The sequence below is a fragment of the Pseudomonas sp. Pseusp49 genome (assembly GCF_059491875.1).
In genome coordinates, this window is sequence record NZ_CP168514.1 from 268,656 (window position 1) to 289,753 (window position 21,098).

Annotated in this window: 22 protein-coding genes and 1 pseudogene; 3 read left to right on the forward strand and 20 right to left on the reverse strand. The window is 60.8% G+C overall.

Annotated features, from left to right (window positions below):
* Positions 1-82: 82 nt before the first annotated feature.
* The 11 genes and pseudogenes from ACEN83_RS01105 to ubiE form a co-directional block, all read right to left on the reverse strand.
* Positions 83-955 carry a methyl-accepting chemotaxis protein gene (locus ACEN83_RS01105; protein WP_443200848.1) on the reverse strand — a complete coding sequence of 291 codons (873 nt, stop codon included), beginning with the start codon at positions 953-955 and terminating at the stop codon, positions 83-85.
* Positions 938-1,999: pseudogene (locus ACEN83_RS01110) on the reverse strand (methyl-accepting chemotaxis protein); the annotation flags it as partial. The pseudogene ACEN83_RS01110 and the gene ACEN83_RS01105, both read right to left, overlap by 18 nt.
* A gap of 153 nt (positions 2,000-2,152) precedes the next feature.
* Positions 2,153-2,860, reverse strand: a complete 708-nt coding sequence (locus ACEN83_RS01115; protein ID WP_495579273.1) for a 16S rRNA (uracil(1498)-N(3))-methyltransferase — start codon at positions 2,858-2,860, stop codon at positions 2,153-2,155.
* Positions 2,857-3,651, reverse strand: a complete 795-nt coding sequence (tatC, locus tag ACEN83_RS01120; RefSeq protein ID WP_057712372.1) for a twin-arginine translocase subunit TatC — start codon at positions 3,649-3,651, stop codon at positions 2,857-2,859. The genes ACEN83_RS01115 and tatC overlap by 4 nt, the downstream gene beginning before the upstream one ends.
* Positions 3,648-4,088 carry a Sec-independent protein translocase protein TatB gene (tatB, locus tag ACEN83_RS01125; RefSeq protein WP_007975561.1) on the reverse strand — a complete coding sequence of 147 codons (441 nt, stop codon included), beginning with the start codon at positions 4,086-4,088 and terminating at the stop codon, positions 3,648-3,650. Before tatB ends, tatC begins: the two co-directional genes overlap by 4 nt.
* A 10-nt stretch (positions 4,089-4,098) precedes the next feature.
* Positions 4,099-4,371 carry a twin-arginine translocase TatA/TatE family subunit gene (locus ACEN83_RS01130; RefSeq protein ID WP_007989280.1) on the reverse strand — a complete coding sequence of 91 codons (273 nt, stop codon included), beginning with the start codon at positions 4,369-4,371 and terminating at the stop codon, positions 4,099-4,101.
* Between the two features lie 25 nt (positions 4,372-4,396).
* Positions 4,397-4,729: a phosphoribosyl-ATP diphosphatase gene (locus tag ACEN83_RS01135; RefSeq protein WP_007975564.1), complete on the reverse strand. Its 333-nt coding sequence runs from the start codon at positions 4,727-4,729 to the stop codon at positions 4,397-4,399.
* A complete protein-coding gene (gene hisI / locus ACEN83_RS01140) occupies positions 4,722-5,123 on the reverse strand; it encodes a phosphoribosyl-AMP cyclohydrolase (RefSeq protein ID WP_007989281.1) in 402 nt (133 codons plus the stop codon). Before hisI ends, ACEN83_RS01135 begins: the two co-directional genes overlap by 8 nt.
* Positions 5,124-5,289: 166 nt before the next feature.
* Positions 5,290-6,894, reverse strand: coding sequence for a ubiquinone biosynthesis regulatory protein kinase UbiB (gene ubiB, locus ACEN83_RS01145; protein WP_102673225.1), 1,605 nt, complete (start codon positions 6,892-6,894; stop codon positions 5,290-5,292).
* Positions 6,891-7,514, reverse strand: a complete 624-nt coding sequence (locus tag ACEN83_RS01150; protein ID WP_495579274.1) for a ubiquinone biosynthesis accessory factor UbiJ — start codon at positions 7,512-7,514, stop codon at positions 6,891-6,893. Before ACEN83_RS01150 ends, ubiB begins: the two co-directional genes overlap by 4 nt.
* Positions 7,514-8,284 carry a bifunctional demethylmenaquinone methyltransferase/2-methoxy-6-polyprenyl-1,4-benzoquinol methylase UbiE gene (gene ubiE, locus ACEN83_RS01155; protein ID WP_007975568.1) on the reverse strand — a complete coding sequence of 257 codons (771 nt, stop codon included), beginning with the start codon at positions 8,282-8,284 and terminating at the stop codon, positions 7,514-7,516. Before ubiE ends, ACEN83_RS01150 begins: the two co-directional genes overlap by 1 nt.
* 155 nt (positions 8,285-8,439) lie before the next feature.
* Between ubiE and ACEN83_RS01160 the strand changes: the two genes are divergently transcribed.
* The 3 genes from ACEN83_RS01160 (at position 8,440) to ACEN83_RS01170 (ending at position 10,286) form a co-directional block, all read left to right on the forward strand.
* Complete coding sequence (locus ACEN83_RS01160) at positions 8,440-8,715, forward strand: polyhydroxyalkanoic acid system family protein (RefSeq protein WP_015093124.1); 276 nt, start codon at positions 8,440-8,442, stop codon at positions 8,713-8,715.
* A gap of 244 nt (positions 8,716-8,959) precedes the next feature.
* On the forward strand, positions 8,960-9,382 hold the full coding sequence (locus ACEN83_RS01165) for a phasin family protein (RefSeq protein ID WP_104451116.1): 423 nt from the start codon (positions 8,960-8,962) through the stop codon (positions 9,380-9,382).
* A 10-nt stretch (positions 9,383-9,392) separates the two neighbouring features.
* Positions 9,393-10,286: a phasin family protein gene (locus ACEN83_RS01170; protein WP_126048768.1), complete on the forward strand. Its 894-nt coding sequence runs from the start codon at positions 9,393-9,395 to the stop codon at positions 10,284-10,286.
* A gap of 142 nt (positions 10,287-10,428) precedes the next feature.
* Here the strand turns inward: ACEN83_RS01170 and ACEN83_RS01175 are convergent, their stop codons facing one another.
* The 9 genes from ACEN83_RS01175 to argS form a co-directional block, all read right to left on the reverse strand.
* Entirely contained in the window at positions 10,429-11,046 is a 618-nt protein-coding gene (locus ACEN83_RS01175; RefSeq protein ID WP_495579275.1) for a TetR/AcrR family transcriptional regulator, read from the reverse strand.
* 59 nt (positions 11,047-11,105) lie between these two features.
* Positions 11,106-12,788 carry a class II poly(R)-hydroxyalkanoic acid synthase gene (gene phaC, locus ACEN83_RS01180; RefSeq protein WP_495579276.1) on the reverse strand — a complete coding sequence of 561 codons (1,683 nt, stop codon included), beginning with the start codon at positions 12,786-12,788 and terminating at the stop codon, positions 11,106-11,108.
* A 115-nt stretch (positions 12,789-12,903) separates the two neighbouring features.
* Positions 12,904-13,758 carry a poly(3-hydroxyalkanoate) depolymerase gene (gene phaZ / locus ACEN83_RS01185; RefSeq protein WP_007975576.1) on the reverse strand — a complete coding sequence of 285 codons (855 nt, stop codon included), beginning with the start codon at positions 13,756-13,758 and terminating at the stop codon, positions 12,904-12,906.
* Between the two features lie 228 nt (positions 13,759-13,986).
* A complete protein-coding gene (gene phaC / locus ACEN83_RS01190) occupies positions 13,987-15,666 on the reverse strand; it encodes a class II poly(R)-hydroxyalkanoic acid synthase (protein WP_007975578.1) in 1,680 nt (559 codons plus the stop codon).
* Positions 15,667-15,924: 258 nt separating this feature from the next.
* Entirely contained in the window at positions 15,925-16,302 is a 378-nt protein-coding gene (locus ACEN83_RS01195; RefSeq protein WP_007999201.1) for a gamma-butyrobetaine hydroxylase family protein, read from the reverse strand.
* 137 nt (positions 16,303-16,439) lie between these two features.
* Complete coding sequence (gene hslU / locus ACEN83_RS01200; RefSeq protein WP_007975581.1) at positions 16,440-17,777, reverse strand: ATP-dependent protease ATPase subunit HslU; 1,338 nt, start codon at positions 17,775-17,777, stop codon at positions 16,440-16,442.
* A gap of 54 nt (positions 17,778-17,831) precedes the next feature.
* Entirely contained in the window at positions 17,832-18,362 is a 531-nt protein-coding gene (gene hslV / locus ACEN83_RS01205) for an ATP-dependent protease subunit HslV (protein WP_007975582.1), read from the reverse strand.
* Between the two features lie 220 nt (positions 18,363-18,582).
* A complete protein-coding gene (locus tag ACEN83_RS01210; protein ID WP_007975583.1) occupies positions 18,583-19,296 on the reverse strand; it encodes an SPOR domain-containing protein in 714 nt (237 codons plus the stop codon).
* A 1-nt stretch (position 19,297) separates the two neighbouring features.
* On the reverse strand, positions 19,298-21,034 hold the full coding sequence (argS, locus tag ACEN83_RS01215) for an arginine--tRNA ligase (protein WP_495579277.1): 1,737 nt from the start codon (positions 21,032-21,034) through the stop codon (positions 19,298-19,300).
* Positions 21,035-21,098: the final 64 nt, after the last annotated feature.

Consider the following 21,098-nt stretch of genomic DNA (forward strand, 5'->3'; position numbering starts at 1 on the left):
AACACCGAAAATACCTGTGGGAGCGGGCTTGCCCGCGAAGGCATCACCTCGGTCCTGAGTGAGCCGAGGTATGCAGATCACCTCAAACCCTGAACTTGCCCACCAGCATCTGCAAATGCGTCCCCAGTCGTGCCAGCTCAACGCTGGAGGCTGCGGTCTCTTCACTGGCTGCCGAGGTCTGATCCGACACATCCCGCACGTTCAGCACGCTGCGGTTGATCTCTTCGGCCACGGCGCTTTGCTGTTCGGCGGCAGCGGCGATCTGCTGGTTCATCGCCTGAATCGCCGAGACGGTGCGGGTGATGCTTTCCAGTGAGCCACCGGCGCGACGGGTCAGTTCGACACTGCTGTCGGTCAGGGTGCGGCTGTTGTCCATGATGGTCGCCACTTGCTGCGTGCCGCTTTGCAGGCCGACGATCAGCTCTTCGATCTCTTCGGTGGATTTCTGGGTGCGCTGGGCCAAGCTACGGACTTCGTCCGCGACCACGGCAAAACCCCGTCCGGCTTCACCGGCACGGGCGGCTTCAATCGCGGCGTTGAGCGCCAACAGGTTGGTTTGCTGGGCCACGGACTTGATCACATCGAGCACGCTGCCGATCTTGTCGCTTTCGCGCTTGAGCTCGCCCATGGCCTCGGTGGAGTGGCCGACTTCCGCGGCCAGGCGCTCGATCTGGGCGATGGCTTCAGCCACCACTTTGTCGCCCTCACGGGCCTGCTGGTCGGCGGCGACGGCCGCTTCGGAGGCCTCTTCGGCGTTGCGCGCCACTTCCTGCACGGTGGCGGCCATTTCATTCATGGCGGTGGCGACCTGATCGGTCTCGACTTTCTGGCTGTTGACCCCGGCGCTGGTCTGCTCGGTGACCGCGGACAGCTCTTCAGCGGCGCTGGCGATCTGTGTGACGCCATCGCTGATGCCGCCGATCAGTTCGCGCAGGCCTTGGGTCATGCTCTGCATGGCGCGTTGCAACTGGCCGAGTTCGTCGCGACGCTGGGACGTCAGGTTGTGGGTCAGGTCGCCGCTGGCAACGCGTTCAGCGACGGCCAGGGTCTGGTTCAACGGAATGATGATCTGCCGGGTGATCGCCCAGGCGGCCAGCAGGCCGAAGGCGATGGCCAGAACGGTGGCTAGGGTCAGCATGTTCTTGGCGTGGGCGGCATCGTTGTCACGCACGACGGTTTGCGAGACAGTGAGTTTCTGGCTCATGTCCAACAGGATTTCACCCTGGCTAGACATGCGCACCAGAGCCTTGGCGCTGGCCACCTGGGAGTCGCGGAACTGGCTGACGGCGGCGCGGTAGGCCTTCAGTGAGTCAGTCGCCTGTTGCAGGTTGGCGATGTGTTCTCCAGGCAGTTTGGCCGGCAGGCTCTCGAGATTCTTCAGGGCGTTGTCGATCGCGTCGAGGGCTGGCTGTTCGGCTTCGCTCTTGCCGCTGTAGGTGTAGCCGCGAACCTGGAAGCGCGCTTGCTGGATCAGTTTGCTCAGGTCGATCACGCTATTGAATGCTGCAACGCTGTCACCTTGCAGCATGGATTTTTCCACTTCGGCGACGCGGGCCACGGCGTTGTCGGCGGTGGCGCCGAGTTTGCTGCGGGCATCTTCACGCTGGGCACCCGCCTGGGTCATGTCGTTGAAGGCACGACGGTATTCGGCGACAGCGGCCAGTTGTTGATCGACCATGGCCGTGTCTGCCGGTTGTTCGATCAGGCCGCGGGCGGTCTGCAGGCCGCTTTCGAGTTTGCCCAGCAGATCGTTGACGGCACCGGGGCCTTGTTCCCCGCGACGCATCTCGTAATCCAGGCGTGCGATGCGCAGATCCTTGGTCAGGTCGTTGAGGCTGGCGATGAACCCCAGTTTATCGCCACGGCTGGTGACGCCGCTCAGGCCGGTCCAGCCGGTGAAGGTGATCAGCAGGGTCAGTAACAGCACCAGACCGAAGCCGATCCCCAGTTTGCGTTTGACGCTGACGTTTCCCAGATTCTCGGCTAGCCATTGGTACATGCTGAATCTCCCCGGACCACAATTTGGTTTTATGGGGGCTGTATCGGCGGCGCGCAGAGATTCTGTAGGAGCTGCCGAAGGCTGCGATCTTTTGATTTTGATTTTTCAGGTCAAAAGATCGCAGCCTGCGGCAGCTCCTACAGGGGAGCAGTGTTAGAAGAGGCGGGCCAGTAGCGCGGTCACGGCAGTTTCAACGCGCAGGATGCGCTCGCCCAGTTGCACCGGTTGCAGGCCGGATTTGCCCAGCAGGTCGATTTCGTAGGGAATCCAGCCACCCTCGGGGCCGATGGCCAGGGTCACCGGTTCGCTGAGTGCGCGAGGGCAGGGCGGGTAATTGCCGGGATGCCCCACCAGGCCGAGGGTGCCGTCGGTGATCGCCGGCAAACGGTCCTCGACGAACGGCTTGAAGCGCTTCTCGATGACCACTTCCGGCAGCACGCTGTCCCGGGCCTGTTCGAGGCCGAGGATCAATTGCTCGCGAATGGCCTCGGGCTCCAGGAATGGGGTCTGCCAGAAGCTCTTCTCGACGCGATAGCTGTTGACCAGCACGATACGTGGCACACCCATTGCCGCCACGGTCTGGAACACCCTGCGCAGCATCTTGGGGCGTGGCAGGGCCAATACCAGGGTCAAGGGCAGCTTGGCCGGTGGCGGCTGGTCGAGGGTGACGCGCAATTCCGCTTCGTCGGCGTCCAGGCGCAGCACTTCGGCCGAACCCATCAGTCCGCCGATCCGCCCGACGCGCATACTGTCACCCACTTCACAGCGGTGGACTTCCTGCATGTGGGTCAGCCGGCGATCACGCAGGATCACCCGGTCGGCCGCAATGAAGTCGGCCTCTTCCAGGAGCAGCAGGTTCACGCTTGGGTCGCTGGCGGCTGGTCGTTGTGATCGTCAGCCGGTTGGTCTTCCGGATGGTCGCCACGCTTGCTGATCAGGCTGCCAAACAGAATGCCGATCTCGAACAACAGCCACATCGGCACGGCCAGCAGGGTCTGCGAGAAGATGTCCGGCGGCGTCAGGATCATGCCGACCACGAAACAGCCGATGATCACGTACGGGCGGATCTTCTTCAGGTATTTGACGTCGACCACGCCGATCCACACCAGCAGCACCACGGCCACCGGAATTTCGAACGCCACGCCAAAGGCGAAGAACAGCGTCATGACGAAATCGAGGTAGCTGGTGATGTCGGTCATCATTTCCACACCGGCCGGGGTGGCGGCGGCGAAGAACTTGAAGATCAGCGGGAACACCAGGAAGTAGGCGAAGGCCATGCCGGCGTAGAACAGAAAGATGCTGGAGACCAGCAAAGGCACGGCAATACGCTTTTCATGCTTGTACAGGCCGGGGGCGATGAAACCCCAGATCTGGTGCAGGATCACCGGAATCGCCAGGAACAGCGAGACCATCATCGTCAGCTTCAGCGGCGTCAGGAACGGCGACGACACGTCGGTGGCAATCATCGTCGCGCCAGCGGGCAGGTACGCACGTAGCGGAGTCGAGACGAAGGTGTAGATCTGCTGGGTAAAGGCAAACAGGCCGGCGAAGATGATGAAAATCGCCGCTACGCAGCGCAGCAGTCGGGTACGCAACTCGGTGAGGTGCGAAACCAGCGGCATGTGCTGGTCGTTTTCTGGGAGATCGCTCATGGGGCTCGCGGCGGCAATGTTGGGTCATGAGGGGCTGGCGCAACAGGCGCAGCGGGTTCAACCGGAGCGGCTGCGACAACGGGCGCAGGTTCGACAGGCGCTACAACGGGAGCAGGTGTCGAGTCGACAGTAGCGGCAGGCGCTTGAATCGTCTGCGCACCCACATGCTCGACCGGCGTCGGCTCCTGCTGGGTCGGCGTGAAGATTTTCCGCGCCTCCTGCTCAAGCGACAGGATGTGTTCGTTGTGCAGTTGCCGACGAATCTCGTCGGCACCGATTTCACGTTCAACTTCCTGTTTGATCGCGTTGAAGCTGCGCTTCAGGCGCCCGACCCACAGGCCAGCGGTGCGCGCAGCGCCCGGCAAGCGCTCGGGGCCCAGCACCAGCAGGGCAACGAGGCCGACGAGCAGCAGTTCAGAGAAGCTGATACCAAACATTAGTCTGCGCTCACACGTCTTTGCGGATCGGCTCTTCGACTTTCTGCGCCTGCACGTCGATGGTGTGCGGCTGGTTCACAGAGGCCTGAGGCTGTACCGGCGGAACCGGTTGGGCCGGGGTCGCATTCGGGTCGGCCGGTTTTTCGTCGTCGTTCATGGCTTTCTTGAAGCCCTTGATCGATTCGCCGACGTCAGTGCCGAGGTTTTTCAGTTTCTTGGTGCCGAATACCAGTACCACGACAACCAGGATGACGATCCAGTGTTTCCAGTCAAAAATGCCCATGCTGCTGCTCCTCTCTAATAGTTATTCAGGCGGACGGGCGCGAGGCTTTCTCGGCGTGTCCGGAGAGACCGAAACGACGGTCCAGTTCATCGAGTACAGCCTGTGGATGCTGCCCCAATTGGGCGAGCATGACCATGCTGTGGAACCATAAATCGGCGGTTTCGTAGATCACATCGCTGCAGTCGCCGCTGACGGCGGCGTCCTTGGCGGCAATGATGGTCTCGACCGACTCTTCGCCGACTTTTTCCAGAATCTTGTTCAAGCCCTTGTGGTACAGGCTGGCGACATACGAGCTGTCGGCGGCAGCGCCCTTGCGCTCCTCCAGTACCTCGGCCAGACGGGTCAGCGTGTCACTCATGTTTGTGCCCTGCGGAATAGATGGCATGCGGATCTTTCAGGACCGGGTCGACCGTTGTCCAGTCGCCGTTCTCGTAGACGCGGTAGAAGCAGCTCTGGCGGCCGGTATGACAGGCGATGTCGCCGATCTGCTCGACCATCAGGATGATGACGTCGGCGTCACAGTCCAGGCGCATCTCGTGCAGGGTTTGCACGTGGCCGGACTCTTCGCCCTTGCGCCACAGCTTGCCACGGGAGCGCGACCAGTAAATGGCGCGGTTCTCGGCAGCGGTCAGTTCCAGTGCTTCGCGGTTCATCCAGGCCATCATCAGGACGCGCCCGGTCTTGTGATCCTGGGCAATAGCCGGCACGAGGCCATCAGCGTCCCACTTGATCTCGTCCAGCCAGTTTTTCATCTTCAGTTCCTGAAGCAGCCCCAAGCCTTAAGCTTCAAGCCGCAAGTAAAAGCCAGTGCGCTTCGATCCTTCGTATTGTGCAACGCATATCTACAGGCGTGAATTAAACATGAGTGCTACGAACATCGCTTGAAGCTTGCAGCTTATAACTTGCAGCTGATTCATGCTATCGACGCACGACCAGATACAAACCGACGGCCATCATGATGCCGGCCGGCCAGTAATCCAACTGATTCAGAGGCCCGCCAGCGGCAAGGATGGCGCCACCGGCCAGATGGGCTGTACCGAGCAGGCGCAGGAACCAGTCGTCCCGGCGTCGATGCCACGGTGGCGGCGGATCGTAGGCGTGGGGCTGGGACATGCGTTCGAGCAGGTCGCGGGCCATGTTCGCCAGGTGCGGGATCTGTTCGAACTGGCTCTGCACGTTGCCGAGCAGGGCTTTGGGGCTGACCCGCTCGCGCATCCAGCGTTCGAGGAACGGCTGCGCGGTGTTCCACAGATCGAGGTCCGGGTACAGCTGGCGGCCCAGACCTTCGATGTTCAACAAGGTTTTTTGCAGCAAAACCAACTGCGGTTGAACCTCCATGTTGAATCGCCGAGCGGTCTGGAACAGGCGCATCAGCACCTGACCGAAGGAAATATCCTTTAACGGTTTTTCGAAGATCGGCTCGCACACGGTACGGATCGCCGCTTCGAATTCGTTGAGCTTGGTTTCCGCCGGCACCCAGCCCGAATCGATGTGCAACTGCGCCACGCGCCGGTAATCGCGCTTGAAGAAGGCGAACAGGTTGCGCGCCAGGTAATCCTGGTCTTCCGGGGTCAGGCTGCCGACGATGCCGCAGTCGATCGCAATGTACTGCGGGCTCCACGGATTCACGGTGCTGACGAAGATGTTGCCGGGGTGCATGTCGGCGTGGAAGAAGCTGTCGCGGAACACCTGGGTGAAGAAAATCTCCACGCCACGCTCGGCGAGCATTTTCATGTCGGTGCGCTGGTCGGCCAGGGTCGCCAGATCGGTGACCTGGATCCCGTAGATGCGCTCCATCACCAGTACTTTCGGCCGACACCAGTCCCAATAGACTTGCGGCACGTACAGCAGCGGCGAGCCGTCGAAGTTGCGCTTCAACTGGCTGGCATTGGCCGCCTCGCGCAGCAGGTCGAGTTCGTCGTAGATGGTTTTTTCGTAATCGCTGACCACGTCCACCGGGTGCAGCAGGCGCGCATCGGCGGAGAGTTTTTCGGCGGCGCGGGCGAGGATGAACAGCCATGCCAGGTCCTGGGCGATCACCGGTTTGAGACCGGGGCGGATCACCTTGACCACCACTTCTTCACCGGTTTTCAGTTGCGCGGCATGCACCTGCGCCACCGAAGCCGAGGCCAGCGGCTCGACATCGAAACGGCTGAACACGTCGCTGATTTTCTTGCCCAGCTGTTCTTCGATCAGCTTGACCGACACTTGCGAGTCGAACGGCGGCACGCGGTCCTGCAGCTTCATCAGCTCATCGGCGATGTCTTCTGGCAGCAGGTCGCGGCGTGTGGACAGGATCTGCCCGAACTTGATGAAAATCGGCCCCAGGTCCTGCAACGCCAGGCGCAGGCGCGCGCCACGGCTCAGATCGAGGGTCTTGCGCGGGAACCAGCGCCACGGCAAGGCGTAGCGCAGCGCCCGCAGAAACCAGGGCAACGGCAGGGCGAACAGCAGGTCATCGAGGCGGTAGCGGATCACGACGCGCTGGATGCGCAACAAACGGCGGACGGCAAGCAGCTTCATGCGTTATCGCTTGGGTCGAGGGATCGGGAAAGGCGCTCGAAACGCGCCTCGAGACGTTCCAGATCGAGCTTGATCTGGTCCAGTTCACTGAATCGGGCTTCGGCTTCGCGCTGACCGACAAGGGTGCGCGATTCTTCGGCCAGGTATTCGCCCAGGTTCTGGCCCAGGCTGGCAAAGCCTTGCTGGTACCAGCGGGCGCGACTGCGCAGGTGGCCGCCGACCAGTTGTGTGGCGACCGGGCCGAGCCAGCGCGAGAGCTCGTACTCCCAGTCCAGCTCGAGGTCCTGAAGGATCGCCGCCAGTTCCAGCAGCACGCCGCTGTCGCCGTCGAGTTCGACTTCCGGGCTGTGCAGGCTCGAGGTCTTGTCCTTGCTCATGGCCAGTTTCAACAGGCTCGAAGCCGGTGCACGCAAGGTGCAGTCAGCGCCGGTTTCCCACTGGGAGGCGAGCATCAGGCCTTCGTCGCTGGGCAGGATGAACAGGTGCAGCGCCGGGCTGCGGCAATCGACGGCTATCACTTTGCCGGTCAGATGTGCCAGCCGCGGCAGCGCCGTGCTGTCGAGGCGCAGCACCCGGTTCAGGCCGAGTTCAACGCTGGCGAGCAGGCCGGCGAGCAGCATCAGGGCTTGATGCCGCGGTGCAGGGCCACGATGCCTGCGGTCATGTTGTGATAGGTCACGCGGTCGAAACCGGCCTCGACCATCATCGACTTCAGGGTTTCCTGGTTCGGGTGCATGCGGATCGATTCGGCCAGGTAGCGATAGCTTTCCGAGTCGTTGGTGATCAGCTTGCCCATCAGCGGCATGAAGGCGAACGAGTAGGCGTCGTAGGCCTTGGACATCAGCGCGTTGGTCGGCTTGGAGAACTCCAGCACCAGCAAACGGCCACCCGGCTTGAGCACGCGCAGCATCGAGCGCAGGGCGTCTTCCTTGTGGGTCACGTTGCGCAGGCCGAAGGCGATGGTCACGCAGTCGAAATGGTTGTCCGGGAACGGCAGTTTTTCCGCATCGGCCTGGACGAATTCGACGTTGCCGGCCACACCCAGGTCCAGCAGGCGGTCACGGCCGACCTTGAGCATGGACTCGTTGATGTCGGCCAGTACGACCTGACCGGTCGGGCCTACCAGGTGCGAGAACTTCCTGGTCAGGTCGCCGGTGCCACCGGCAATGTCGAGCACGCGATTGCCGGCACGAACGCCCGACAGTTCGATCGCGAAACGCTTCCACAGACGGTGCATGCCGCCCGACAGAAGGTCGTTCATCAGGTCGTACTTGGCGGCTACCGAATGGAAAACCTCAGCGACTTTTTCCGCTTTCTGGCTTTCCGGAACGTTTTTGAAGCCGAAGTGAGTGGTGGGTTCGGCATCGCTGCCTTTGCGCTGATCAGTCATATCGCTGTCACCAAAAGAGAATGCGCGACATTCTAATCCCCAAGGCATGCTTTGTCTTGGCAAGGCTGAAGGTAAGATGGGCAACCATCGGGACGTTTTGACGCAGCAGAGGTCAAGATGCCCCGGGAAAGCATCCATAAAGCAGGAGTCATTCGATGGCCCGTATTAGTGTTGAACGTGCCCACGGCCTGGGTAAGGAAGCGGCTCGCGAGAAGGCCGACAAGCTGGCGCAGAAACTTTCCGATCAGTATGGCCTGGAGCCGCAGTGGTCCGGCGACACCTTGAACCTCAAGCGTTCGGGCGTGAAGGGTGCGGTGCATGTCAGTGAAGATTCGATCAAGGTCGATGTGGAACTGGGCCTGATGATGTCGGCCATGAGCGGCATGATCAAAGCGGAAATCGAAAAGGCGCTGGATAAAGCCCTGGTCTGATTTTCTGGTTGAAATGAGATCCCCTGTGGGAGCGGGCTTGCTCGCGAAGACGGTGTGTCAGTGAAATTTTTATCAACTGACCCACCGCCTTCGCGAGCAAGCCCGCTCCCACATTTGTTTTGTGGTGCGCCCGGCCTTTTATGTCAGTTGTTAGGGTGCCGTTTCTAATTTTTCTCCCTACTTTGTGCCAGAGCCCGACACTTATCCGGGCAGTTCCTCAAACCTTCTGCGCGTGAGGTGCACCATGGCCAAAGTTATTTTGAAGAAAAAAATCGACGCATCGACCAGCACGCTGGGCGACGTCAAATCCTATGCCCGCAAGATCTGGCTGGCAGGCCTGGGCGCCTACGCCAAGGTCGGCCAAGAGGGCAGCGAATACTTTCAAGAGCTGATCAAGGCTGGTCAGGTTGTTGAAAAGAAAGGCAAAAAGGTAGTCGCTGAGAAACTTGAAGCGGCCAATGCCGAGATCGATGAAGTCAAGAGTGAAGTCAGCACTTTCAAAGGCCGTGTCGAAGTTCAACTCGACAAGGTCGAGAAGGCGTTCGACACGCGTGTCGCAAGTGCCTTGAATCGTATCGGCATTCCGTCTAAACATGACGTTGAGACACTCTCTGCTAAGCTCGATGAGCTGACGGCATTGCTCGAACGTGTCGCGCGTAAATCTTAAGGAGAACGGGATGGCTGTTAAAAAGAAAACCGAAAAAGAAGGCAGCTCGTGGATCGGGAAGGTTGAAGATTACTCCCGAAAAATCTGGCTGGCTGGTTTAGGCGTGTACTCGAAGATCGACACTGACGGCAGCAAACTCTTCGATGCATTGGTTAAGGACGGCGAGAAAGCCGAGAAGCTCACCAAGAGCGCTGTTGGCAAGACAGTCGACGCCGCCAAGGACTCCGCTTCTTCGGCCAAATCGCGCATCAGCGGCGTGAAAGATCGTGCACTGGGCAAGTGGGATGAGCTCGAAGGTGCTTTCGACAAGCGTCTGAACAGCGCCATCTCGCGTCTGGGCGTACCGAGCCGCAACGAAGTCAAGGCACTGCACAGCAAGGTCGAGACCCTGACCAAGCAAATCGAAAAACTGACCGGTGCCAAGGTTGCGCCTGTTGCGGCGAAAACCGCGGCGGCCAAGCCTGCTGCCAAGACTGCCGCCGCCAAGCCAGCCGCGAAAACCGCCGCCAAGCCTCTGGCAAAAGCAGCGGCTAAACCTGCTGCCAAGCCTGCCGCAAAAACTGCAGCCGCCAAACCTGCAGCGGCCAAACCGGCTGCGGCGAAAGCTGTCGCCAAACCGGCTGCCAAGCCAGCAGCGGCCAAGCCTGCGGCTAAAACGGCTGCAGCAAAACCCGCCGCCGCCAAGCCGGCAGCCAAACCTGCTGCTGCGAAAAAGCCAGCAGTGAAGAAGCCGGCAGCTCCAAAAGCCGCCGCGCCAAAACCAGCAGTAGCAGCTGCCAAGCCGGCAACCCCGGCAACCCCGGCAGCCGCTCCGGTCAGCGCCTCGAACTCCGCGACCGCGCCAACCCCTGCTGTCACCCCGACTGCCGCGCCAGCTCCATCGACGCCAACCAGTCAGTCCTGATTTTCAGGACTCAAGAAAACGCCCGGCCTGCCAAGGTCGGGCGTTTTTGTTTGGGTATAGAAAAAAGATCGCAGCCTTCGGCAGCTCCTACATGGGATCGCGTTTACCTGTAGGAGCTGCCGAAGGCTGCGATCTTTTGATCTTAATGCTCTTCCAGGTACGCCATCGCCATCTGTTCGGTCGCAGCCTTCATCGCCGGCAGCAAGTGCGGCGCCACCAGCATCATGATCTGGTAAACCACCAGCCGTACCTCGCCTTCGCGATCGAGAATCCGCTGGTAATCCAGTGAAAACAGCAGGGTCATGGTGATCTGTTCCACCAGTTGCCCTAACGCCTGAGTGTCGCTGACCAATTGCCCTTGAGCCTTCAATCGTGCGAGCAACGAAGCCAGTGTGCGCTTGAGTGCATTGAGCAGATTGCGAATGCCCTTGGCCAGTTTCGGCAGGCGTCCGGCGAGGTTCGACAGGTCCTGGAACAGAAACCGGTAGTGGGACAGGCGCTCGACGATCAGATGCAGGAACAACCAGTAATCTTCGGGGCCCAATTCGACGTCGGACGGTGGGTCGAGCAGCGGTTGCAGTTCACATTGAAAGCGCTCGAATAGCCCGAGTATCAGCGGTTCCTTACCGTGAAAGTGGTAGTAGAGGTTGCCCGGGCTGATGCCCATTTCATTGGCAACTTCCATGGTGGAGACATTCGGTTCGCCCTTCTGATTGAACAACTGCAGGGCACATTCGAGGATCCGGTCGCGGGTTTTCATCCAGTCTTCTTAATGATCGGGTCTTGCCACGGCCGGCAGCGGCCGTGGCGCGTTGAACGTCAGCGCACGCGCACGTAAGTACCGGGTGCTGCCTCCATCGGTGGGTAGTTCTGGTTGCCGAGGGCCATGTGGGTTTCCTTCTGCGCGCCGGAGCGTTCCTGAATCCAGCCCAGCCATTGGGTCCACCAACTGCCGTCGACATGTTTGGCGTCGTAATACCAGGCGCGGGGGTCGCTGCTCAGTTTGCCGTTCTCGACGTAGTTGGCTTTCGGGTTGCTCGGCGGGTTGAGGATGCTCTGCACATGACCGCTGTTGGACAGCACGAAGCGTCGCTCGCCGCCAAGCAACAGCGTCGAGCGATACACAGCGTCCCACGGTGTGATGTGATCGTTGATGCCGGCGACGCTGAAGCTGTCGACGGTGACTTTCTGCAAATCGATCGGCGTGCCACACACTTCCAGCCCGCCCGGGTGTGTCAGCGGGTTGTGCTTGAAGAAGTCCAGCAGGTCGCCATGCAGGGCCGCCGGCAGGCGCGTGTTGTCGTTGTTCCAGTAGAGGATGTCGAACGCCGGTGGCTCCTTGCCCAGCAGGTAGTTATTGACGAAGTAGCTCCAGATCAAGTCGTTGGGGCGCATCCAGGCGAAGACCTTGGCCATGTCACGTCCGTCCAGCACACCTTTCTGATAGGAGCGGCGCTTGGCAGCCTCCAGCGTCTGCTCGTCGGCGAACAGCGTAGCGGGGCTGTCCAGCTGACTGTCGAGCAGGCTCACCAGATACGTCGCGCTGGACACCCTGCGCAGCTGCCGCTTGGCCTGCAAATGACCTTGCAGCGCGGCAATGGTCAGCCCGCCGGCGCAGGCGCCCATCAGGTTGACCTCGCGTGCGCCGGTGATCGCCCGGCAGACATTCATCGCTTCTTCCACGGCTTCGACGTAGGTCGAAAGCCCCCATTCGCGGTGACGCACATCCGGGTTGCGCCAGCTGATCATGAAGGTCTGCAGGCCGTTTTTCAGGGCGTACTGGACGAAACTGTTGTGCGGGCTCAGGTCGAAAATGTAGTACTTGTTGATTTGCGGCGGCACCACCAACAGGGGCTTGGAATACTGCTTTTCGCTCATCGGCTTGTACTGGATCAACTCCAGCAGCTCGTTGCGAAACACCACGGCTCCGGTGGTAGTGGCGACCGTCCTGCCGACCTCGAACGCTTGCTTGGTGACTTGCCGGGGCAGGCCGTCGTTATGCAGCAGATCGTCCACCAGATGGCTGATGCCCCGCACCAGGCTGTTACCGCCGGAATTGAACAGCTCCTTGACCGCCAGAGGGTTGAGCAGGGAGTTGGAGGGCGATACGGCGTCGTTGAGCAAGGTGAAGGCGAAGTGGGCGCGGGCGCGGTCGTCCGGGCTCATGTTGCTCTCGTCGATCCAGCTTTTGACCTGCTTCTGCCAGCTCAGGTAGGCCTGCAGGCTACGGCGATAAAACGGGTTGAGACTCCACGCCGGGTCGGCGAAGCGAGCGTCCTGCGGGTTGGTCGGGTGCAGGGTCTCGCCCAGCAGCACACGGCCAAGCTGACCGCCGAGTTTGAGGGCATGCCGGGCGCTGTGCAGTGGGTTGCGCAAGCCATGGGCGGCCACACTGCGCAGGGTCGACAGCAGATCCCGGCCGCGCAGGCCGGTAATCGCACTCTGTGCATTGATGAACGCGGCGGGAGTCGCCAAGGACTCCCTCGCTGGTTTCTCGCGCATGATTCAACACTCCTTCGTCTTCAGGCCAAAAACAAACACACTGAACCAGAACACCATAGACGCTGTAACGGGTTGTTGCGCGGCGTGGCGTCCTGCCGACCGCTGAGGCAGCGCTTTAACTGCCCAGTGGCGCCGGACGCGGATGCATCACCGCGCGCTGGCGCTCCTCCTCGAGGAATTTCATGATGATCGGGGCCACCGCTTCGGCCCGGGTAATCAGGAACAGATGTCCGTCATCGATGATGTGCAACTGGGCGTTGGGAATCCGCCAGGCCAGCAAGCGCATGTTGACCAACGGGATCAACGGGTCATCGTCGCCGGCCAGCACCAGGGTCGGCTGACGGATCTTGTGCAACCAGTGGATGCTGGTCCAGCCGAGGCCGGCGAACAGTTGCCAGTAGTAACCGAGCTTGCCCGCCGAGCGCACCTTGGCCGCATGGCTGGCGGCCAGCGTCGGGTCGCGACGGAACGCACCACCGTAGATCATCGGCGCAATGCGGATCACGTGGGACGGCTGGATGTAGCGTCGCGGGCTGGCCATCATCCACAACACTTTCGGTTTGCCCGGTACCATCACCGCACCCGCCGCCGTGGCGGCCAGCACGAGTTTCTTGCAGCGCTCCGGATAGTCATAAGCGAACTGCTGGGCCAGGGCGCCACCCCAGGACACGCCGATGACGTTGACCTGCCCGTAGTCGAGATAGTCGAGCATCCGCGCCGTGAGCTTGGCCAGCCCCGGAAAACGATACGGCCGGTTTGGCGTCGACGAACCGCCGACTCCGGGGACGTCGAAGGCAATGACTTCCAGGTCCGGGTCCAGCGCGGCAATGAACGGGAACACCAGCTCCAGGTTGGCGCCGATGCCGTTGAAAATCAGCAGGGGCGTCAAGTGAGGCTTGCCGGGGCGTACCGCCGTGCGGAGCGTCTGGCCATCCAGGTCGACGGTACGGAATATGAAGGGTTGCGGCATGCTTCAGGCCCTGTGGGTCGTTCTTTCGAATTCTTCCCGATCCCCTTGTGGGCGCGGGCTTTGTGGCGAGGGGGCTTGCCCCCGTTCGACTGCGAAGCAGTCGTCAATCAGTCACCGCGTTCTGATACCAGACCGCACTGATTGGTTTCAGGTGCGCTTCGCGCACCAACGGGGGCAAGCCCCCTCGCCACAAAAGCTCGCTCCCACAGTGTGGGGCGGGTGTGTCAGTTACCGCTCGTGTACATAAGTGCCCGGTGCGGCTTCGCCCGCCGGGTACGCCTTGTTGCCCAGTTTCAGCGGAGCTTTTTTCAGGTTGCCCGAGCGCTGTGCCTGCCAGGCCTGCCAATGCAGCCACCACGAATCGGCGTGCTTGGTCGACTCTTCCTGCCAGTCATCGGCATTGGCGGGCATTTCAGTGCTGGTCATGTAACGCGATTTCGGATTGCCCGGCGGGTTCAGGATGCTCTGGATATGCCCGCTGCTGGACAGCACGAATTCAACATTGCCGCCGAACAGTTGCGCCGACTTGTAGCAGGAGCGCCACGGGGTGATGTGGTCGCTGGTCCCGGCCAGGGAAAAGATATCGGCGGTGACCTGCTTCAGGTCGATCGGGGTGCCGCACACTTCCAGTGCATTCGGGCGAATCAATGGATTGCTTTTGAACATTTCAATCAGGTCGCCGTGGAACGCAGCCGGTAAGCGGGTGGTGTCGTTGTTCCAGAACAGGATGTCGAATACCGGTGGCTCGTTGCCCAGCAGGTAGTTGTTGACCCAGTAGTTCCAGATCAGGTCGTTGGGGCGCATCCAGGCAAAGACTTTCGCCATGTCGCGGCCTTCCAGCACGCCAGCCTGATAGGAGTGGCGCTTGGCGCTTTCGAGGGTTTGTTCATCGACGAACAGCGCCACATCGCTGTCCAGGGTGGTGTCGAGCACACTGACCAGCAGGGTGAGGGCGTTGACCTTGTTCTCGCCAATCGCTGCGTAATGGCCCAGCAGCGCGGTGCAGGTGATGCCGCCGGAGCAGGCACCGAGCATGTTCACGTCCTTGCTGCCGGTGATCGCGGTGACCACGTCGACCGCTTCCTTGAGCGCTTCGATGTAAGTCGACAGGCCCCACTCACGCTGCTCCTTGGTCGGATTGCGCCAGCTGACGATGAAGGTTTGCACGTTGCTGCGCAGGCAGAACCGCGCCAGGCTTTTCTCCGGGCTGAGGTCGAAAACGTAGAATTTGTTGATTTGCGGTGGCACCACCAGCAAAGGGCGCTCGTGCACCTGTTCGGTGGTGGGCTTGTACTGGATCAGCTCCAGCACGTCGTTGCGAAACACCACTGCACCTTCGGTCACGGCCAGTGTCTTGCCGACCTCGAATGCCCCCATGTTGACCTGGCTCGGCATGCCGCCGTTGTGTACCAGGTCCTTGGCCAGATGCGAGAGGCCGTCGAGCAGGCTTTTACCGCCGGTCTCGAAGAAACGCTTGACCGCCGCCGGGTTGGCCGCCGTGTTGGTCGGGGCCAAGGCCTCGGTCATGAGGTTGATCACGAAGTGCCCGCGGCTGACATCCTTGGCCGGCAGGTTGCTGTCATCGATCCAGTCGTGGAGTTCCTTGCGCCACGCCAGGTAGGTTTGCAAATAACGTTTGTAGAGCGGGTTCTGGCTCCAGGCCGGATCGGCGAAGCGACGGTCATCGCCATTCGGAAGAAGCTCGGATTTGCCTAGCAGTACGTTCTTGAGTTCAAGACCGAAATGAGCGACATGCTTGGCGCTGTGAATCGGTTGTTTGATGGCCTGCCTGAGCACCATGCGAGCAGAAGCCAGTAGATCTTTTCCACGCAATCCAACGACAGGATTCAGCCCCAAGGTGTTTTCGGAGGCTTGCTGCTTCAAGTCATCGTTATTCTTGTTACTCATCTACGACGCTCCAATGTCCTGAGACGAGTACCCGGGGCCTGCTGTGCAGTCACACAACCAATTCCAGGTACTGCTGCTCGGGTGACCGTTAATACTGCATCGCTGCTTTTGTTCGCAGTGAGCACTGCAGGGAACTTGCCAGTTCCATTGGTTACCCGAGTTTAATTTTTTTCGCAAGCAGGCCAATCGACGGCCCTGGAGCGGAGCATTCAAACAGATGAAATTAGAAAATGCCCTCTAAAGAGCAAGAGGCTCGAATTAGAGCATCAGCTTGACGACGGATTCGTTCGGGTCGCGGGTTTTTCCGGCCGCTTTGAGTTCGGCCAGATAATCTTCCCACAGTGCGTCATAACGTCGCGCCAGTTCGTAGAGGTATTCCCAGGTGAACAGGCCGCTGTCGTGACCGTCATCGAAGGTCAGTTTCAGTGCGTACTGACCGGCCGGTTCTACCTTGGTCAGGCCGACGTTGATCTTGCCAAATTGCAGGATGGGTTTGCCGTGGCCCTGGACCTCGGCGGAAGGAGAGTGCACGCGCAGGAACTCGGCGGGCAGGGTGTATTCCTCGCCGGACGCGTATTTCAGCGACAGGGTTTTCGAGGCTTTGTGCAGTTTGATGTCGGTGGGGAGTTGGGTCATGACAGTCATCCGTATGCGTGAAATGCCCTGTAGGAGCTGCCGGAGGCTGCGATCTTTTGATGTTGCTTTTCAGGATCAAGAGATCGCAGCCTTCGGCAGCTCCTACAGGTGTAGCGTTTCACAGGGGAACAGTTGACCTACAGGATATAACGGGACAGGTCTTCGTTCTGCGCCAATTCGCCCAGGTGGCTGTTGACGTAGTCGGCGTCGATCTGGATTACCTTGCCGTCATGGGTGCTGGCCAGGTCGCCGGCGCTGAACGACACCTCTTCGAGCAGGCGCTCGAGCAGGGTGTGCAGGCGACGGGCACCGATGTTTTCGGTTTTTTCGTTGACCTGCCAGGCGATCTCCGCGATGCGCTTGATGCCGCTCGGCTGGAACTCGATGCCCAGGCCTTCGGTTTTCAGCAGCGCGCAGTATTGCTCGGTGAGCGAGGCGTGCGGTTCGCTGAGGATGCGTTCGAAGTCTTCCGGGCTCAGAGCCTTGAGTTCGACACGGATCGGCAGACGGCCTTGCAGCTCGGGCACCAGATCGCTTGGCTTGCTCAGGTGGAACGCACCGGAAGCAATGAACAGGATGTGGTCGGTCTTGACCATGCCCAGCTTGGTGTTGACGGTGCAGCCTTCGATCAGCGGCAGCAAGTCGCGCTGCACGCCTTCGCGGGATACATCGACGCCACCGGAATTGCCACGCTTGGCGACCTTGTCGATTTCGTCGATGAACACGATGCCGTGCTGCTCGACGGCTTCCAGGGCCTTGGCCTTCAACTCTTCATCGTTGACCAGGCGGCTGGCTTCTTCGTCGCGCACCATCTTCAGCGCTTCTTTGACCTTGAGCTTGCGAGCTTTTTTCTTGCCCTTGCCCATGTTGGCAAACAGGCTTTGCAGTTGGTTGGTCATTTCTTCCATGCCCGGTGGCGCGGAGATGTCGACGCCGGCCATTTCGGCGACTTCGATTTCGATCTCCTTGTCGTCCAGCTGACCTTCGCGCAGGCGCTTGCGGAACAACTGGCGGGTGTTGGAATCGGCAGTCGGGGCATCATCGTTGCTGAAGCCCATGCGCGCCGGTGGCAGCAGGGCGTCGAGGATGCGCTCTTCGGCGGCGTCTTCGGCGCGGTGGCGAACCTTGACGATTTCCTGCTCGCGCAGCAGCTTGATCGCGGCATCGGCCAGGTCACGAATGATCGACTCGACGTCGCGGCCGACATAGCCGACTTCGGTGAACTTGGTCGCTTCGACCTTGATGAACGGCGCATTGGCCAGTTTCGCCAGGCGACGGGCGATCTCGGTTTTACCGACGCCGGTCGGGCCGATCATCAGGATGTTCTTTGGTGTGACTTCAACACGCAGCTCTTCAGGCAGCTGCATGCGGCGCCAGCGGTTGCGCAGGGCAATGGCGACGGCGCGCTTGGCATCGTCCTGGCCGATGATGTGGCGGTTGAGTTCGTGGACGATTTCACGGGGAGTCATGGACATAATATTCAGTGGACCTCAAGCAAGAATGAGCCGTGGTGCGGTGGCTGCACGGACTTACTCGGCGCAGTCCTGCTCCTCAATGGTCTGGGTGTGGTTGGTGAATACGCAGATGTCGCCGGCGATGCCGAGGGCGGTTTCGACGATTTCCCGGGCTGACAGGTCGGTCTTTTTCAGCAGCGCGCTGGCCGCGGCCTGGGCGTATGCGCCACCGGAACCCATGGCGATCAGGCCGTCTTCGGGTTCAACCACGTCACCGTTGCCGGTAATGATCAGGGAGGCGTCCTTGTTGGCGACCGCGAGCATGGCTTCAAGGCGGCTCAGGGAGCGGTCGGTGCGCCATTCTTTGGCGAGTTCGACAGCGGCGCGCACCAGGTGTCCCTGGTGTTTTTCAAGCTGGCCTTCGAAACGTTCGAAGAGGGTAAAGGCGTCGGCGGTGGCACCGGCAAAACCGGCAATGACCTGGCCGTGGTACAGGCGGCGAACTTTTTTCGCGTTGCCTTTCATCACGGTATTACCAAGGGAAACCTGGCCGTCGCCGCCCATGACGACTTTGCCGTGGCGGCGAACTGAAACGATGGTGGTCAAGGGAAGAGTCTCCACGCAGCGGGGCGAAAATGCCTTATGCCCATTCATATGGGGGTGCTGGAGTGGATTTCAACTGTAGGACGGGAGAGGGGACGAGTGGTGCGAGGCGCGTAGGAGCTGCCGAAGGCTGCGATCTTTTGACTTTGTTTTTTGCAAGATCAAAAGATCGCAGCCTGCGGCAGCTCCTACAGGGGGCGGTGACTTCCGGGCAGACAGGTAATCAGCGGCTCTGGCGTTGTTGTAACAACAGATTGCTGAAGCCGGCGCCGGCCAGTTGTTTCTGGGCGGTCGTCAGTTGTTCGCGGTTGCTGAACGGTCCGACCAGCACCCGATACCAGGTTTCGTCCTTCACCGTCCCGGATTCAACCGCCACAGCCTGGCCCAGCAGAATGATCTGCGCCCGAACCTTGTCCGCATCGGTCTCTTTGCGGAACGAGCCAGCCTGCAGGAAAAACTTCGTCACAGGCGCCGCCTTGACCGGTGGCGCTGGCGGCGGCGTGATCCCGGCCAATGCAGCCTGGGCGCGAGCCGTGTCGATCTTCGCCGCTTCGGCCGGGGTGACCGGCGTAGTCGGGATGGCCGGCACTTGCGGCGTCGGCAGGGTTTTTTCCGGCACGGCATCCGGCGGCACGATGACTTCCGATTCCGGCAGCAAGGTGTAGAAGTCGTACTTCGGCTTCACCGGTTGCGTCGGGCTCGGCGGGGTCTTGTTGGCCTCGGCGATCTTGCTGGCTTTCTGCTGTTGCTGTTGCTCGACCTTTTCACGCTTGACCGTGTCGCTGCCCTTGCCCGGTTCCAGCTTCATCAGGAACACGATGAACGCGCCGACCGTCAGGCCGATGGCCATCCACAGCCAGCCCGGGATCGGTTGCTTTGCAGGAGCTTGGTAACGGCTGGCGCCACGCTTGGGTGCAGGTTTTTTCTTGGCAGCCAACTTACATACGCTCCAGAGTTTCCAGGCCCAAGAGTTCCAGGCCTTGCTTGAGGGTGCGTCCGGTCAGCGCGGCGAGGCGCAGGCGGCTCTGCATTTGTGCCGGGGTGTCGGCGGCGAGGATCGGGCAGTTCTCGTAGAAGCTGGAGAACAGGCCGGCGACGTCGTACAGGTAAGTGCAGAGGATGTGCGGGGTGCCTTTTTCGGACACGTTGTTCAGGATCTCGCCAAACTGCGCGAGCTTCGCTGCCAGTTCGATTTCGTGCGTCGCTTCGAGGACGATCTGGCCGTCGACTTCGCTGAAGTCCTTGCCGAGTTTGCGGAACACACCGGCCACGCGGGTGTAGGCGTACAGCAGGTACGGCGCGGTGTTGCCTTCGAAGTTGAGCATCAGGTCGAAGTTGAAGCTGTAGTCGCTGGTGCGGTGCTTGGACAGGTCGGCGTATTTCACTGCGCCGATGCCCACCACCTTGGCGATGTTGCGCAACTCGGCCTCGGCCAGCTCCGGGTTCTTGTCCTTGACCAGGGTGTAGGCACGTTCCTGGGCTTCGGTCAGCAGGTCGATCAGCTTCACGGTGCCGCCATCACGGGTCTTGAACGGACGGCCGTCAGCGCCGTTCATGGTGCCGAAGCCCATGTGTTCCATTTCCATCGGATGGGTCACGAAACCGGCCTTGCGCGCCACGGCAAACACTTGCTGGAAGTGCAGGGCCTGACGCTGGTCGACGAAGTACAGCGCGCGATCGGCCTTGAGCTTGCCACTGCGGTAGCGCACGGCCGCCAGGTCGGTGGTGGCGTAGAGGTAACCGCCGTCCGCCTTGACGATGATCACCGGCAGCGGGTCGCCGTCGGCGTTCTTGAACTCGTCGAGGAACACGCACTGGGCGCCGTTGCTCTCGACCAGCATGCCAGCGGCCTTCAAATCGTTGACCACGTTGATCAGGTCGTCGTTGTAGGCGCTTTCGCCCATCACGTCGGCCATGGTCAGTTTGACGTTGAGCAGTTCGTAGATCTTCTGGCAGTGGGACAGCGAGATGTCCTTGAACTTGGTCCACAGTGCCAGGCAGTCGGCATCGCCGGCCTGCAGCTTGACCACCAGGCCACGTGCGCGGTCGGCGAACTCTTCGGATTCGTCGAAGCGCTGCTTGGCGGCGCGGTAGAAGTTCTCCAGGTCCGACAGCTCGTCGCTGGTGATCGGGTTTTCCTGCAGGTACGCCATCAGCATGCCGAACTGGGTGCCCCAGTCGCCGACGTGGTTCTGACGGATCACGGTGTCGCCGAGGAATTCGAGAACGCGGGCCACGCCGTCGCCGATGATGGTCGACCGCAGGTGGCCGACGTGCATCTCCTTGGCCAGGTTCGGTGCCGACAGGTCGACCACGGTGCGCTGTACCGGGCCGGCCTTGCGCACGCCGATGTGGTCATCGGCCAGGGCGGCGTCCAGGCGGGTCGCCAGGGCGTCGGTGTTCTGGAAGAAGTTCAGGAAGCCGGGACCTGCGATTTCGGTCTTGGAAACATTTTCGTCAGCCGGCAGCGCGGCGATGATTTTTTCCGCCAGATCGCGGGGCTTCATGCCCGCAGGCTTGGCCAGCATCATGGCGATGTTGCTGGCGAAGTCGCCGTTCTTCTTGTCGCGGGAGTTTTCCACCTGGATCGCCGGCGTCAGGCCTTCAGGCAACACACCTTCGTTGACGAGTTGGGTGATGGCTTGTTGGATCAGCTGGCGAATGGTGTCTTTCATGGTCTTCTCTTTCGACCGCAGGCGCGGCGGCGCATCATGCGCTGGTGGAAAAACTGGGCATTAT